We start from the raw sequence: 13,793 nt of genomic DNA, 5'->3' as shown, positions 1-13,793 counted from the left end.
TGTCCCTCTTTCAGGTTGCAGTAATACCTGCACGAAAAGAAACGTCCCACGCGGATGCGTCGGCAAGAACTGTCTGCGAATTCACCTGCCTCAGGGTGCGGATCGCACACCCCAAGTGTGGAGAAAATCGGATACCTGCGTCAAGCCCCTGCACGAATGTCACGGTGACAGGCCGCAGAGCCTGCCCAAATGCAAGACATCAGATCGCCGAGCTGTGCCCTGCTTTGCTCAGGTCATAGGCGTCGAAACTGCGGGCTATCATCCGGGTCAGGGCGCGGGCCTCGGGCGGAATAAACAGCCCTTCGTCGGTGACGCGCAACAGGTTGTCGAACGCGGCATTGGCCGTTTGGAACATCTGATTCAGTTCAGTGGCCGTGATTTCGTGATCGCGCAGGATCTCCGCCGAATTGATCTGAAAGTCGCACATCAATGCCTCGATCAAACGTGCGCGCAGAACATCCTGCCCCTTGAACATATGCCCGCGGGACGTCGAGAAACGCCCTTCGCGGATTGCTTTTGTGTGGGCCGACGTCGCGGGTGCGTTCTGGGCATAGCCTTGTGGAAAGCGTGAGATCGAACTGGCCCCGACTCCGATCAACACTTCGGCCTGATCGTCGGTATATCCCTGGAAATTTCGCTTGAGCCGCCCTGCTTTCAAGGCATGGGTCAGGCCGTCATCCTGCGTGGCGAAGTGGTCTATCCCAATCTCGACGTAGTTGTCCCACATGAAAAGGCGGCGAGCCGTGTCGAAAAGATCCAGCCGCTGTTCCGGTGTGGGCAGAGCATCCGACGGGATCAACTGCTGTCGTTTGGCCATCCACGGCACATGGGCGTATCCATAGAGCGCCACCCGGTCCGGGTTAAGAGACAGAAGCTTCTGCACGCTTTCGGTCATTCGTGTTTTCGTCTGATGCGGCAAGCCATACAGGATGTCTGCATTCAAGCTGGAAATCCCACGGGCGCGGATCATTTCGACCGCGTTGCGCGTGGTGTCATAGCTTTGAATCCGGCCAATGGTTTTCTGGATTTCATCGTCGAAGTCCTGAACACCGATCGAAGCCCGGTTCATACCCGCCTCGGCCAATGCATCCAGCCGATCTTCGTCAATTTCGTTAGGGTCGATCTCGACCGAGAATTCAGCGTCAGCGCCCAAGGGAACCACATCCAGAATATGAGCCGCGAGACTTCTCATCAGTTCCGGGTTGAGCAAGGTGGGCGTACCGCCGCCCCAATGCAGGCGCGACAGTGTCACCCCTTGGGGCAGGCGTGCGGCCAGTAGATCCAGCTCGGCCTTCAGCACGTCCACATAGGCAATGACGGGATTGTCGGTCTGGGTTCCTTGCGTGCGGCAGGCACAGAACCAGCAAAGCCTGCGACAGAACGGAACATGGATGTACAAAGAGATGGCGCTGCCGGGTTTAATCTTGGAAATCCAGTCGCCATAACGATTTTCCCCGACGTCATTGTTGAAGTGGGGGGCGGTTGGATAGCTTGTGTAACGCGGTACTTTCGCGTCAAATAGTCCAAGCTGTGCCAGTTGTGGTTTAACAATCATGGCGATACCGTTAGAGGACGGCTCGCAAATAAACCTTGATAGAGATCAAGTGGAAACCCGCATGACACCGATGTTCAAGATCGACCATACCAATTGTGCCGACTGCCCCATTCGACATCGGGCAGTGTGCGCGCATTGCGATGCCAATGAGTTGGAAAAGCTTGAAGGCATTAAGTATTACCGCAGTTTTGAGGCCGGTCAGACAATCCTGTGGTCCGGGGATCAGATGAATTTCGTGGGTTCGGTCGTGTCGGGCATCGCGTCTTTGACCCAAACGATGGAAGACGGTCGTACTCAGATGGTCGGTCTATTGCTGCCCAGCGATTTTGTGGGGCGTCCCGGTCGCGAATCGGCGCCTTACGATGTGCAGGCCACGACTGATCTGGTGATGTGCTGCTTTCGCAAGAAGCCCTTTGAAGAGATGATGAACGAAACCCCGCATATCGCCCATCGCCTCTTGCAGATGACGCTGGATGAGCTGGATGCGGCACGTGAATGGATGTTGGTGCTGGGGCGTAAAACCGCCCGTGAAAAGATTGCCAGTCTGTTGTCTATCATCGCCCGTCGGGATGCTTCGATCAGCCACGAGGGGAACGCCGGACCTATCGTCTTTGATTTGCCTCTGACCCGCGAGGCGATGGCAGACTACCTTGGTTTGACTTTGGAGACGGTCAGCCGCCAGATTTCGGCGCTGAAACGGGACGGCGTCATTACCCTTGAGGGCAAGCGTCACGTGACCATCCCCGACATGGGGCGTCTGATGGAAGAAGCTGGCGACGATTCAGACGGTGGTTTTCTGGTCTGACGTGACCTGACGCAGTAGTCGTGGTTTAGTGGCCTGAGTGCAGTCAGTTCAGGAGCAAACCATGGAATTCAGTAGCCTTCTCGCCATGATCTTCATTGGTGCCATTGCCGGTTGGCTTTCCGGCAAGATCATGGAAGGCCGGGGCTTCGGTCTGTTTGGAAACATTATTGTCGGAGTCGTTGGCGCATTTCTGGCGGGAACGGTTTTTCCGGCGCTTGGCTTTTCGGTCGGGGGCGGCCTGGTCTCGTCGATATTCTTTGCCACGATCGGCGCAGTCATTCTGCTGTTCCTGATCGGCCTTGTCAGACGAGGGTAATAAACCGCCTTTTCTTAGGGGCGGTTTTATTAACTTACCGGCTTTAATGCGCCAGAAATACGGGAACCGGGGATTGTTCCAGCATGTTCCGAGTGGCGCCGCCCAGAATGGCCTCGCGGAATCTCGAATGCCCGTAAGCGCCCATGACAATCATGTCGGCTTCGGTGTCCGAGGCGTGGCGATTCAGGATGTCTGACACGCGTGTCATCGTTTTGCTGAGAACGTCGATTTCGCACTTTACGCCGTGCCGCGCCAGCATTTGCGACAGCATCCCCCCCGGATCGGACCGGTCCGGCCCGTGGCGGGGCGGGTCGATCACGACGATCCGCACAAGTTCGGCCTGTTGCAGGAAGGGCAGGGCGCGGCGTATGGCGCGCATGGCCTCAACGCTTTCGTTCCAACCGATCAGAATCGTCCCCGGTCGTTCGAACGGTTTTGCGTTCTCCGGGGTGATAAGCACGGGCGCGTGTCCCTCGAACATCGCGGCTTCGACTATGGGTTCGCATTCTGCGCCCCGATCTTCGCCGTAGGGCTGGGGCAGAACAACCAGATCCGAAAACCGCGCGCGATGGGCGACATGACGTCCAATATCGGCAATCTGGGCCACGCCACTTTCAGCAGACCACCGAACACCGGATTTCCCTAGAAACGCGTTGGCATATTCCAGCACTTCTTCTGCTTCGGCGTTGGCACGGCTTAGTGTTTCTTGCAGGATCAACGCATTTGCGCCTGCATAGTAATACCCTGTCTGACTACGATCCACGCCCAGACACAGCGCTTCGGCATGGGCATCCTGCGCCAATGCAAGTGCTGCCATCTGCGCAAGGGCCGCATCCGATTGCGTGGAATCTGTCATCACAGTGAGAAGAGATTTGTAAGCCATTTTTGACCTCTGACCTTCGAACCGATGTAAGCTGCGACTTTCCAGCCCAGTCGTTTCTTTAGGATTGTCATAGTATTCAGTGTCCTGTCTTGACACAGATCAAAGCAGTTAAAGCGGCTGTCCGACAAAAGAACAGCCAGTCAAAAAGGTTCTGCGATATAAGAGAATCGCGCAGAGCATGGCAAAGGGACGCAATATGTCAAATTACATCAAGCTGATCGTGCTTGGTCTGATCGTGGTTTTTGCCGCGATCGGGACCAATTATGCACGCGATTTGGCGTATCAGGTGCATGCAATTCTGGTGATGCTGATCGCCGGCGGATTGTTCATCTGGACGCTTAGAAACACCGATGAGCCAGATATCCTCGTGGACCACTCGGCCGAATATATGGACGGCGTGATCCGCTATGGCGTTATCGCGACCGCCTTCTGGGGCGTGATCGGTTTCATCGCCGGAACATTCATCGCCTTTCAATTGGCCTTTCCCGCGCTGAACTTTGAATGGGCGCAGGGCTATCTGAATTTTGGCCGGTTGCGTCCACTGCATACATCTGCAGTGATTTTTGCCTTTGGCGGCAACGCTTTGATCGCAACCTCGTTCTACGTGGTGCAGCGCACCAGCGCCGCGCGTCTATGGGGCGGCAATCTGGCGTGGTTCGTGTTCTGGGGTTATCAGCTGTTCATCGTGCTGGCGGCGACCGGCTATGTTCTGGGTGGCACGCAATCCAAGGAATACGCCGAACCCGAATGGTATGTCGACCTGTGGTTGACCATCGTCTGGGTCGCGTATCTGGCCGTTTTCCTGGGCACGGTCATCAAACGGAAAGAGCCGCATATCTATGTGGCCAACTGGTTCTATCTGGCCTTTATCGTCACCGTTGCGATGCTGCATGTGGTCAACAACCTGACCATCCCAGTCAGCATCTGGGGATCTAAATCCGTCATCGTCTGGTCGGGCGTGCAAGACGCCATGATCCAGTGGTGGTACGGCCACAACGCCGTGGGCTTCTTCCTGACTGCGGGTTTCCTGGGCATGATGTATTACTTCATCCCGAAACAGGCGGAACGTCCGGTATTCTCGTACAAGCTGTCGATCATCCACTTCTGGGCCCTGATCTTCCTGTATATCTGGGCCGGTCCGCACCACCTGCACTATACCGCGCTGCCTGACTGGGCTTCGACGCTGGGTATGGTGTTCTCGGTCGTGCTGTGGATGCCTTCGTGGGGTGGTATGATCAACGGTCTGATGACCCTGTCGGGCGCATGGGACAAACTGCGCACTGACCCGATCATTCGCATGATGGTCATCTCGGTTGGTTTCTATGGCATGTCCACCTTTGAAGGCCCGATGATGTCGATCCGTGCGGTGAACTCGCTCAGCCACTACACCGACTGGACCATTGGCCACGTGCACTCGGGTGCGCTAGGTTGGAACGGTATGATCACCTTTGGCGCCCTGTATTACCTGGTGCCTGTCCTGTGGAAGCGTGAACGTTTGTACTCGCTGCAGATGGTTAGCTGGCACTTCTGGCTCGCTACGATCGGCATCGTTCTCTATGCCGCGTCGATGTGGGTCACCGGTATCATGGAGGGCCTGATGTGGCGCGAAGTGGATGCCAACGGCTTCCTTGTGAACTCGTTCGCTGACACCGTGGCTGCCAAGTTCCCGATGTATGTGGTGCGTGCCTTGGGTGGCGTGATGTTCGTCGCTGGTGCCGTGATCATGTGCTACAACCTGTGGATGACTGTGCGGAAAGCGCCGGCCAAAGAGGCCAGCCTGTCCGTCGCGGTCCCGGCTGAATAAGGAGGGCCGGAGCAATGGCAATTCTCGACAAACATAAGATCCTCGAGACCAACGCGACCCTCCTGCTGGTGTTCAGCTTTCTGGTCGTGACCATCGGTGGCATCGTGCAGATCACCCCGCTGTTCTATCTGGAGAACACCATCGAGAAGGTGGAGGGGATGCGCCCCTACACCCCGCTCGAAATGGCAGGGCGTGAAATTTACATCCGCGAAGGATGCTATGTCTGCCACAGCCAGATGATCCGCCCCATGCGGGACGAGGTCGAACGGTACGGGCACTATTCGCTGGCGGCCGAGTCGATGTATGACCACCCGTTCCAGTGGGGGTCGAAACGCACCGGGCCTGATCTGGCCCGTGTGGGTGGCCGTTACTCGGACCAGTGGCATGTGGACCACCTGCGTGATCCGCAGTCGGTTGTGCCGGAATCGGTGATGCCGAAATACGGTTTCCTCGAGCATCGCAAACTGGACGGCAAGTATATCGGTGACATCATGAAGGCGAACGCCCTTGTCGGCACGCCCTACACCGAAGAAATGCTGGCCAATGCCGAGGCCGACTTCCGTGCGCAGGCTGATCCCGACAGCGACTATGACGGGCTGCTGGAGCGCTATGGCGACAAGGTCAGCGTGCGCAACTTCGACGGTCAGCCCGAGCTGACCGAAGCGGACGCGATGGTGGCTTATCTTCAGATGCTGGGAACGCTGGTCGACTTCTCGACCTTCACCCCGGACCCAAGCCGCTAAAGGAGGGTGTGATGGAAGAATATACACTCCTCAGGCAGTTCGCGGATAGCTGGATGTTGTTGCTGTTGTTCGCATTCTTCGTTGGCATCGTGATCTGGGTTTTCCGCCCCGGTGCCAGCAAGGAATACAAGGACACCGCTAATATCCCCTTCCGGCATGCAGACGCACCAGCGCCCCTGCAGGGCGACGATAAACCCGCCACACCCAAGGAGGCGCGGCCATGAGCAAGACATCTGAAAAACTGCCGGGTGATCCGAACACCACAGGTCACAGCTGGGACGGTATCGAAGAGTTTGACAACCCGATGCCCCGCTGGTGGCTGTGGACCTTCTACGTCACGATTATCTGGGGCGTGATCTACACGATCATGTATCCGGCGTGGCCCTTGGTTCAATCAGCGACCGCTGGTGTTCTTGGCTGGTCGTCTCGTGAACTGGTGCAGGAAGAGATGGTTGCCTTCCAGGAGGCCAACGCACCTTGGAACGCCAAGCTGGTGGAAACCTCGCTTGAGGACATCTCGAAAGACCCGGAGCTTCAGCAATTCGCGGTAAACTCGGGCGGCGCGGTGTTCCGTACTTGGTGTGCGCAGTGTCACGGCTCGGGCGCGCAGGGTGCACCCGGCTTCCCGAACCTGCTCGATGATGCGTGGCTGTGGGGCGGAACGCTCGAAGATATCGAGTTCACCATTGCCCACGGTATTCGGAACGAAGAAAGCGACGACGCGCGCTATTCCGAGATGCCTGCCTTTGGAGAGCTTCTTGAGAAAGAAGAGATCACGCAGGTGGTTCAGTACGTCATGTCCCTGACCAACGCGCAGACCGATGACGCCGCAGCGCAAGCGGGCAAGGTTGTTTTCGAAGACAACTGTGCTGCTTGTCACGGCGAAGACGGCACGGGCGACGTGTTCCAGGGCGCGCCGAACCTGACCGATGCGATCTGGCTCTATGGTGGCAGCGAAGAAGCTCTGACCCAGACAGTCACTTACAGCCGCTTCGGCGTGATGCCCGCTTGGGAAAACCGCCTGACCGAGGCGCAAATCCGCGCTGTGACTGCCTATGTCCACCAGTTGGGTGGTGGTCAGTAAGGTTTGAAGAATACCTTCGGACGGTTCGCCGCCCGAAGGTTGAGGCACCGGCTGTTCCATCTGTTCGCGCGTTTCCTGAACAGCCGGTGCTAATTTCACAGATTACTAATCCCGAATGATGAGGTCCAGATGCACCTTTTTGTGCGCTGGGCCTTTTCTTTTCCAATGATCATGTGCTGGCCAGTGTTTTGGCCGTGACCCCAGGCGGGGCTTGTCGGTACGTTCATCGCGATCTCTGGTGTGAGTGGCGATCATGAAGCTTTTTGCAAGGATTGAGAGCATTTTGCCTCTCTTTTTTTTAAACTGAGAATGCAGAAAAGATTGAACTTCTGACTGAAAAATGCGACTCAATTCCAATTCTCTTGTGTAAGTAAGGCTTACAAATGGATTGGATGAAAATGCCACCTCTGGCCTCGCTTCGGGCATTTTCCGCTTTTGCCGAGGCTGAAAATATTGTTCAGGCAGGCGCGGCGCTGAACGTCAGTCACGCAGCCATCAGTCAGCAATTGCGGGTTTTGGAAAAGCACCTCGGTGTCTCGCTGCTGGACCGGTCGGGGAAATCCATGATCCTGACACCCGAGGGGGAAAAGCTGGCGCGCGCAACTCATTTGGGATTTGGCACAATCGGGGCCGCGGTCGCAGCCCTGATGCAATCGGATCAGGACCGCCCCGTCCACGTCTCTCTGACCCCCTCGTTCGCAGCGTCCTGGCTGATGCCGCGCTTGCCTGCCTTTCAAGCAGAATTCCCAGATATTCCCTTGGCTTTGGACCCGACCCCGAAACTGGTCACCCCAAGCCCCGGAGGTGTGGATGTTGCGATCCGCTACGGCGGCGGTGATTGGTCTGGTATTGCCTCGGACCTGTTGTTGAGCAGCCCCATCGTGATCGTCGCGGCGCGGTCCCTTTTGGGCGGTCGTTCTGATTGGACGCCGCAGGAATTGAGCCAGCTCCCGTGGCTGGAAGAGCTGGGGACGACCGAAGCCACAACATGGCTGGCGCGGCATGGCGTTGAACACGGTCCACGCGCGGGTCGGATCGCCTTGCCTGGAAACCTCTTGCTGGACGCGTTGCGCGCTGGGCAGGGCGTAACCGTCACGGCGCGGCATTTTGTCGAAGCCGACATTGCGTCGGGGCAGCTCGTCGAACTGTTTTGCGAGCCGGAGAATAGCGGGTATCATATTGTAACGGGTGATTTTCCACTTCGCCCTGCTACCAAGATCTTTGTCCGTTGGCTTCGGTCGCAGTCCGGGGCGCTGTGACAAAAGGTGTCTGTACGATGCTCTTTTGACCCATGTCAAAGAGACTACCTTTGTGATCTGGAACAAGACGCGAAAAACATAGCTACATCTGGAGCCATCCCGTGAGCGATTCCGACCCCGCCCCCAGCCTTTACGCCGCAAGGGAGCCTATCTTTCCCCGGCGCGTATCCGGGCCATTTCGTAACCTGAAATGGATCATTATGGCTGTCACGCTGGGCATTTATTACGTGACGCCTTGGATCAGATGGGACCGCGGGCCCAGCCTGCCGGATCAGGCGGTGCTGCTGGACTTGGCGAATCGTCGTTTCTATTTCTTCTGGATCGAGATTTGGCCGCACGAGTTTTACTTTGTCGCAGGTCTATTGATCATGGCCGGGTTGGGGTTGTTCCTGTTCACCTCGGCGTTGGGTCGTGTCTGGTGTGGTTACGCCTGCCCTCAGACCGTGTGGACGGACCTGTATATTCTGGTTGAACGCTGGATTGAGGGCGACCGAAACGCGCGCTTGCGCCTGCATCGGCAGGAAAAGCTGGACTTCCGCAAGGCGCGGTTGCGCGTGACGAAGTGGACCGTCTGGTTGCTGATCGGTCTGGCCACCGGTGGGGCGTGGGTGTTCTATTTTGCCGACGCGCCGACGCTTTTGCGTGATCTGGTGACGGGCAATGCCCACCCCGTGGCCTATACCACGATGTTGATCCTGACCGGCACGACTTTCCTGTTCGGTGGGTTCGCGCGCGAACAGATTTGTATCTATGCCTGCCCCTGGCCACGTATTCAGGCGGCGATGATGGACGAGGATACTCTGGTTGTTGGCTACCGCGAATGGCGGGGTGAGCCGCGCGGCAAAGGCAAGCGTACTGCGGATTCCGAGTTGGGGGATTGCATCGACTGTATGGCCTGCGTGAATGTCTGCCCCGTCGGGATCGACATCCGCGACGGGCAACAACTTGAATGCATCACCTGCGCGCTGTGCATCGACGCCTGCGACGACATGATGGCCAAGATCGGCAAACCGCGCGGTCTGATCGACTATATGGCGCTGAGCGATGAAACGCGCGAGCGTGCGGGTGAGCCACCTCGGAACGTCTGGAAGCACATTCTGCGTCCCCGGACGATCATGTATACAGGGATGTGGGCGGCGGTTGGCCTTGCGTTGTTGTTTGCGCTGTTTATCCGGCCCGATATTGATCTGACGGTAGCGCCCGTTCGGAACCCGACCTTCGTGACCCTGTCCGATGGCACGATCCGCAACACCTATGACGTGCGCCTGCGCAACAAACATGGCGAGGAGCGGCCGTTCAAGCTGTCGCTTGCGGGGGATCAGGCCCTGGAGGTTCAGATCGAAGGCAATGACGGCGACACTGTCATTGTCGCTGCGGATACGGCACAATTGACGCGCGTCTATATCGTGGCCTCCGGTGGCACCGGCCCAGCGTCAACTGACGTTACCCCGGTGCGCATCTGGGTCGAAGACCTGCAAAGCGGAGAGCGTGCCTACAAGGACACCACCTTTAACGGGCAAGGGAAGTGAACATGGCCGAACGCAAATTCACTGGCAAACATGCACTGGCTGTATTCGTGGCCGCATTTGGTGTGATCATCGCGGCAAACCTTGTGCTGGCCTACAGCGCGGTGAAAACTTTTCCGGGGCTCGAGGTCAAGAACTCTTACGTCGCCAGCCAAGAGTTCAACGATCGCCTGCAGGAACATCAAGCTCTGGGATGGGATATCCGTGCTGAATTATCCGGGGGGCTGTTGATTCTGCATATTACAGACCAGACTGGCACCCCTGTCGAAGTGGCCGAGTTGCAGGCTGTCGTTGGACGAGCCACGCATGTCAAAGAAGATTTCACGCCGGATTTCACTTTTGATGGTACCGCTTACGCCACGCCCGCGTCACTGGGCAAGGGAAACTGGAATATCCGTTTGATCGCAAAGGATCACAGCGGGGCAGAGTTCGCTCAGCGCGTGCCGCTGTATGTAAAGGGATAGGGAATGACGGCGCAGCTTACATCTGGTACGGCAGCCTGCCCGGGGTGCATTGCAAGCCCGGCGGAGCCCGCGCGCCCAATCCCAGAAGATGTGCAGATTGCGCTGTCACTGCCGGGCATCCATTGCTCGGCCTGTATCGCCACGGTCGAGCGCGAGCTTAACGCCCATCCCGGCGTGGAAGACGCGCGGGTCAACCTGACCCTGAAACGAGCCATGATCAAAGCCGCGCCAGAATTGCGCGCTGCTGACCTGATTTCGGTATTGGAACGCGTGGGCTATGAGGCGCATGAGCTTGATCCCGGTGCCCTATCCGCCACGCAGTCCGACAAGGCGGGGCGCGACCTGTTGATGCGTCTAGCGGTGGCCGGATTTGCCTCGATGAACGTAATGCTCTTGTCGGTTTCGGTCTGGGCTGGTGCCACAGACGCGACGCGGGACATGTTCCATTGGATTTCGGCTGCGATCGCGCTGCCTGCGATTGGCTTCGCGGCGCAGCCCTTCTTTTCGAACGCGTGGTCGGCATTGCGGGTTCGCCGCCTGAACATGGATGTGCCGATCGTGCTGGCTATCCTGTTAGCGCTGGTTACGTCGCTTTGGGAAACCGCGCTCAGCGGCAAGCATGCCTATTTCGACGCCGCCCTTACGCTGACCTTCTTTCTGCTGGCTGGTCGATATCTGGACTATCGCACGCGTGCTGCTGCCCGATCTGCGGCAGAAGAGCTGACCGCGCTCGAAGTCCCCCGGGCTATCCGCTTGGTGGATGGGGCCGAGGAAGAGGTTGCTGTTGCCACGCTGAACGTCGGCGATCTGATCCTTGTCCGCCCCGGTGGACGGATGCCGGTGGACGGAGAGATTGTCTCGGGCCAGTCCGAACTCGATCGGTCCTTGCTGACCGGAGAAACCCTGCCAGTGTTCGCCGAGGCGGGCGTGACAGTCAGCGCCGGTGAGGTGAACCTGACCGGCCCCCTGACCATCCGCGCGACGGCGGTGGGTGAGGACACCTCGTTGCATCGTATGGCCGATCTGGTGGCCATCGCGGAATCGGGGCGCTCGCGCTATACCTCGCTGGCCGACAAGGCCGCCAAGCTTTATGCGCCGGGGGTGCATATCCTGTCGGCGCTCAGCTTTCTGGGGTGGTATATCTATTCCGGCGACGTGCGAACAGCGCTGAATATCGCCGCCGCCGTGCTGATCATCACCTGCCCTTGCGCGCTGGGTCTGGCCGTGCCAGCGGTGACCACTGCGGCCTCGGGGAGATTATTCCGCAAGGGGATGCTGATCAAACACGCCACCGCGCTGGAACGTTTGGCCGAGGTCGATACGGTCGTTTTCGACAAGACTGGTACGCTGACTTCAGGTACGCCCGAGCTGATCAATCTGGGCGATCATTCCCGCGCTGATCTTGAGATTGCGCTGGCGCTGGCCGAGGCATCCTCGCACCCTTTGTCAGTTGCTTTGACACAGGCCGCGCGCGAGGCCGGGATCAAACCCGCCACGCTGGACGACATCACCGAGGTTCCGGGATTCGGCACCGAAGGCACTTACCAAGGCCAGCGTGTCCGCCTTGGGCGGGCTGCGTGGACCGGCGCGGAAGAGGGCGACCAGACCGCCGCGTGGCTCTCTGTTGAAGGGCAGGCACCTGAGGCCTTCCTGTTCTCGGACAGCCTGCGAACCGGCGCGGCCGAGGCGGTGCAAGCGTTCCGCGACGCGGGTAAAGAGGTCATCCTGATTTCGGGCGATACGCAGGGCGCGGTTCAGGCGCTGGCGGATAAGCTGGGCATCCAGAACTGGATCGCGCAGGCTCTGCCGCAGGACAAGGCCAAGCATGTCGAGGCGCTGCGCGATCAGGGTCACCACGTGCTGATGGTGGGTGACGGGCTGAACGACACGGCAGCACTCGCGGCGGCGCATGTGTCGATTTCCCCGGCCTCGGCTTTGGATGCGGCGCGGGTGGCCTCGGACATCGTGCTGCTGGGCAATGACCTGTCGCCGATCTCTGACGCATGTGATACGGCGGTCAAGGCGACGAAACGGATTCGCGAAAACTTTCGCATTGCCACCGTCTATAATATTATCGCGGTGCCGCTGGCAGTGGCCGGCCTGGCCACGCCCCTTATTGCGGCGCTGGCGATGTCGACCTCGTCGATCACTGTATCTTTGAATGCGCTACGGGTAAGATAAAGCGATGGAAGTTCTGGCCTATCTGATACCGATTTCCCTGTTTCTGGGGGGGGTTGGGCTGGTGGCATTTGTCTACACGGTGCGATCAAACCAGTATGACGATCCCGAAGGCGACGCCCGCCGTATCCTCAACGATGAATGGGACGACAAGCCCAAGCCCTGACAGCCCTTGAAATTGCCGCAATGCCCGGTTATGTCCGGCCCATCCGCTAGCAGAGAGATCCAAGCCAAATGGCCACCACAAACCCGATCCAGTTTATTCAGCAAGTCCGCGCCGAGGTTGCAAAGGTCGTCTGGCCGACGCGCCGTGAGGTTCTGCTGACCACGGTCATGGTGTTTATCATGGCGGCCCTGACCGCCGTGTTCTTTGCGCTGGTCGATCTGGGTATTCGCGGCGGTCTGCAACTGATCTTGGGCGCCTTCGGGTAAACCGGTTCAGGCGCGCGGAAACGCGGCTTGCCCCTTGCACCGCGCGCGATGTCAGAGTAGTGACGCGGGACTATTCGGAATGGGCGTGCGGCGATTCGGGCTGCGCGCCGCTTTTTATTCCGGGTCACGTGATGGAAATTCAATGACGGCTGCGTCTGATTGACTGGATGCGCCGAAAGTAAACAAGGACGACAGGTTCATGGCGAAACGGTGGTACTCGGTCAGCGTTCTTTCGAATTTCGAAAAGAAGATCGCAGAGCAGATCCGCACGTCGGTGGCTGAACAGGGCCTTGAGGACGACATCGACGAAGTACTGGTGCCCACCGAAGAGGTGATCGAAGTGCGCCGGGGCAAGAAAGTCACGACTGAACGCCGCTTTATGCCCGGTTATGTACTGGTGCATATGGAGATGTCGGATCAGGGCTATCACCTTGTGAACTCGATCAACCGCGTTACCGGCTTTCTGGGCCCGCAAGGCCGCCCGATGCCGATGCGCGACGCCGAAGTGAACCAGATCCTCAACCGCGTTCAGGAAGGCGAGGAAGCGCCGAAACTGATGATCAGCTTCGAGGTCGGCGAAAAGGTCAAAGTCAACGACGGCCCGTTCGAGGATTTCGATGGCATGGTCGAAGGCGTGGACGACGAGAACCAGAAGCTGAAAGTTTCGGTTTCGATCTTTGGTCGCGAGACCCCGGTCGAGCTGGACTTCACGCAGGTGACCAAGCAGGCCTAAATTAGCGCTTT

General features: G+C 58.3%; 15 protein-coding genes. 13 read left to right on the top strand and 2 right to left on the bottom strand.

Annotation, left to right across the window (positions count from 1 at the left end):
- Positions 1-199 precede the first annotated feature (199 nt).
- Positions 200-1,555, bottom strand: coding sequence for an oxygen-independent coproporphyrinogen III oxidase (gene hemN / locus RUESEDTHA_RS14690; RefSeq protein ID WP_180887521.1), 1,356 nt, complete (start codon positions 1,553-1,555; stop codon positions 200-202).
- Between the two features lie 61 nt (positions 1,556-1,616).
- On the opposite strand from hemN, the gene fnrL reads away from it, so the two are divergent.
- Together fnrL and RUESEDTHA_RS14680 are read left to right on the top strand one after the other, a co-directional pair.
- Complete coding sequence (fnrL, locus tag RUESEDTHA_RS14685; RefSeq protein WP_171126306.1) at positions 1,617-2,360, top strand: transcriptional regulator FnrL; 744 nt, start codon at positions 1,617-1,619, stop codon at positions 2,358-2,360.
- 61 nt (positions 2,361-2,421) lie between these two features.
- Positions 2,422-2,676 (top strand): GlsB/YeaQ/YmgE family stress response membrane protein, encoded by a 255-nt coding sequence (locus tag RUESEDTHA_RS14680; protein WP_180887520.1) that lies wholly within the window; start codon positions 2,422-2,424, stop codon positions 2,674-2,676.
- Between the two features lie 43 nt (positions 2,677-2,719).
- On the opposite strand, the gene RUESEDTHA_RS14675 is transcribed toward RUESEDTHA_RS14680, so the two are convergent.
- A complete protein-coding gene (locus RUESEDTHA_RS14675) occupies positions 2,720-3,559 on the bottom strand; it encodes a universal stress protein (protein ID WP_180887519.1) in 840 nt (279 codons plus the stop codon).
- Between the two features lie 196 nt (positions 3,560-3,755).
- On the opposite strand from RUESEDTHA_RS14675, the gene ccoN reads away from it, so the two are divergent.
- From ccoN to nusG, 11 genes are all read left to right on the top strand, one after another.
- On the top strand, positions 3,756-5,363 hold the full coding sequence (gene ccoN / locus RUESEDTHA_RS14670; protein WP_171124330.1) for a cytochrome-c oxidase, cbb3-type subunit I: 1,608 nt from the start codon (positions 3,756-3,758) through the stop codon (positions 5,361-5,363).
- A gap of 14 nt (positions 5,364-5,377) precedes the next feature.
- Positions 5,378-6,106, top strand: coding sequence for a cytochrome-c oxidase, cbb3-type subunit II (ccoO, locus tag RUESEDTHA_RS14665; RefSeq protein ID WP_171124328.1), 729 nt, complete (start codon positions 5,378-5,380; stop codon positions 6,104-6,106).
- An 11-nt stretch (positions 6,107-6,117) separates the two neighbouring features.
- Entirely contained in the window at positions 6,118-6,330 is a 213-nt protein-coding gene (locus tag RUESEDTHA_RS14660) for a cbb3-type cytochrome c oxidase subunit 3 (RefSeq protein ID WP_171124326.1), read from the top strand.
- Positions 6,327-7,190, top strand: coding sequence for a cytochrome-c oxidase, cbb3-type subunit III (gene ccoP, locus RUESEDTHA_RS14655; RefSeq protein ID WP_180887518.1), 864 nt, complete (start codon positions 6,327-6,329; stop codon positions 7,188-7,190). The genes RUESEDTHA_RS14660 and ccoP overlap by 4 nt, the downstream gene beginning before the upstream one ends.
- 383 nt (positions 7,191-7,573) lie before the next feature.
- Complete coding sequence (locus RUESEDTHA_RS14650) at positions 7,574-8,449, top strand: LysR family transcriptional regulator (protein WP_180887517.1); 876 nt, start codon at positions 7,574-7,576, stop codon at positions 8,447-8,449.
- 101 nt (positions 8,450-8,550) lie between these two features.
- Positions 8,551-9,978: a cytochrome c oxidase accessory protein CcoG gene (ccoG, locus tag RUESEDTHA_RS14645; RefSeq protein ID WP_180887516.1), complete on the top strand. Its 1,428-nt coding sequence runs from the start codon at positions 8,551-8,553 to the stop codon at positions 9,976-9,978.
- A 2-nt stretch (positions 9,979-9,980) separates the two neighbouring features.
- Positions 9,981-10,439: a FixH family protein gene (locus tag RUESEDTHA_RS14640; RefSeq protein ID WP_180887515.1), complete on the top strand. Its 459-nt coding sequence runs from the start codon at positions 9,981-9,983 to the stop codon at positions 10,437-10,439.
- A 3-nt stretch (positions 10,440-10,442) separates the two neighbouring features.
- Positions 10,443-12,620, top strand: coding sequence for a heavy metal translocating P-type ATPase (locus RUESEDTHA_RS14635; RefSeq protein WP_180887514.1), 2,178 nt, complete (start codon positions 10,443-10,445; stop codon positions 12,618-12,620).
- 4 nt (positions 12,621-12,624) lie between these two features.
- Positions 12,625-12,783, top strand: coding sequence for a cbb3-type cytochrome oxidase assembly protein CcoS (gene ccoS, locus RUESEDTHA_RS14630; protein WP_171124316.1), 159 nt, complete (start codon positions 12,625-12,627; stop codon positions 12,781-12,783).
- A 68-nt stretch (positions 12,784-12,851) separates the two neighbouring features.
- A complete protein-coding gene (secE, locus tag RUESEDTHA_RS14625) occupies positions 12,852-13,049 on the top strand; it encodes a preprotein translocase subunit SecE (RefSeq protein WP_171124314.1) in 198 nt (65 codons plus the stop codon).
- Between the two features lie 199 nt (positions 13,050-13,248).
- Entirely contained in the window at positions 13,249-13,782 is a 534-nt protein-coding gene (nusG, locus tag RUESEDTHA_RS14620) for a transcription termination/antitermination protein NusG (protein ID WP_171124312.1), read from the top strand.
- The last annotated feature ends 11 nt before the right edge of the window (positions 13,783-13,793 follow it).

This window comes from Ruegeria sp. THAF57 (assembly GCF_903914075.1).
GTDB lineage: Bacteria > Pseudomonadota > Alphaproteobacteria > Rhodobacterales > Rhodobacteraceae > Ruegeria.
Note: the sequence above shows the minus strand (reverse complement) of the source record. Positions and strands in the feature narration are given on the sequence as shown.

Bases quoted from the DNA above. Each gene is read 5' to 3' on its own strand.
- RUESEDTHA_RS14640 (WP_180887515.1), top strand. From the start codon at position 9,981: ATGGCCGAACGCAAATTCACTGGCAAACATGCACTGGCTGTATTCGTG.
- ccoN (WP_171124330.1), top strand. From the start codon at position 3,756: ATGTCAAATTACATCAAGCTGATCGTGCTTGGTCTGATCGTGGTTTTT.
- ccoP (WP_180887518.1), top strand. From the start codon at position 6,327: ATGAGCAAGACATCTGAAAAACTGCCGGGTGATCCGAACACCACAGGT.
- nusG (WP_171124312.1), top strand. From the start codon at position 13,249: ATGGCGAAACGGTGGTACTCGGTCAGCGTTCTTTCGAATTTCGAAAAG.
- RUESEDTHA_RS14635 (WP_180887514.1), top strand. From the start codon at position 10,443: ATGACGGCGCAGCTTACATCTGGTACGGCAGCCTGCCCGGGGTGCATT.
- RUESEDTHA_RS14680 (WP_180887520.1), top strand. From the start codon at position 2,422: ATGGAATTCAGTAGCCTTCTCGCCATGATCTTCATTGGTGCCATTGCC.
- RUESEDTHA_RS14660 (WP_171124326.1), top strand. From the start codon at position 6,118: ATGGAAGAATATACACTCCTCAGGCAGTTCGCGGATAGCTGGATGTTG.
- RUESEDTHA_RS14650 (WP_180887517.1), top strand. From the start codon at position 7,574: ATGGATTGGATGAAAATGCCACCTCTGGCCTCGCTTCGGGCATTTTCC.
- secE (WP_171124314.1), top strand. From the start codon at position 12,852: ATGGCCACCACAAACCCGATCCAGTTTATTCAGCAAGTCCGCGCCGAG.
- ccoS (WP_171124316.1), top strand. From the start codon at position 12,625: ATGGAAGTTCTGGCCTATCTGATACCGATTTCCCTGTTTCTGGGGGGG.
- hemN (WP_180887521.1), bottom strand. From the start codon at position 1,555: ATGATTGTTAAACCACAACTGGCACAGCTTGGACTATTTGACGCGAAA.
- fnrL (WP_171126306.1), top strand. From the start codon at position 1,617: ATGACACCGATGTTCAAGATCGACCATACCAATTGTGCCGACTGCCCC.
- RUESEDTHA_RS14675 (WP_180887519.1), bottom strand. From the start codon at position 3,559: ATGGCTTACAAATCTCTTCTCACTGTGATGACAGATTCCACGCAATCG.
- ccoO (WP_171124328.1), top strand. From the start codon at position 5,378: ATGGCAATTCTCGACAAACATAAGATCCTCGAGACCAACGCGACCCTC.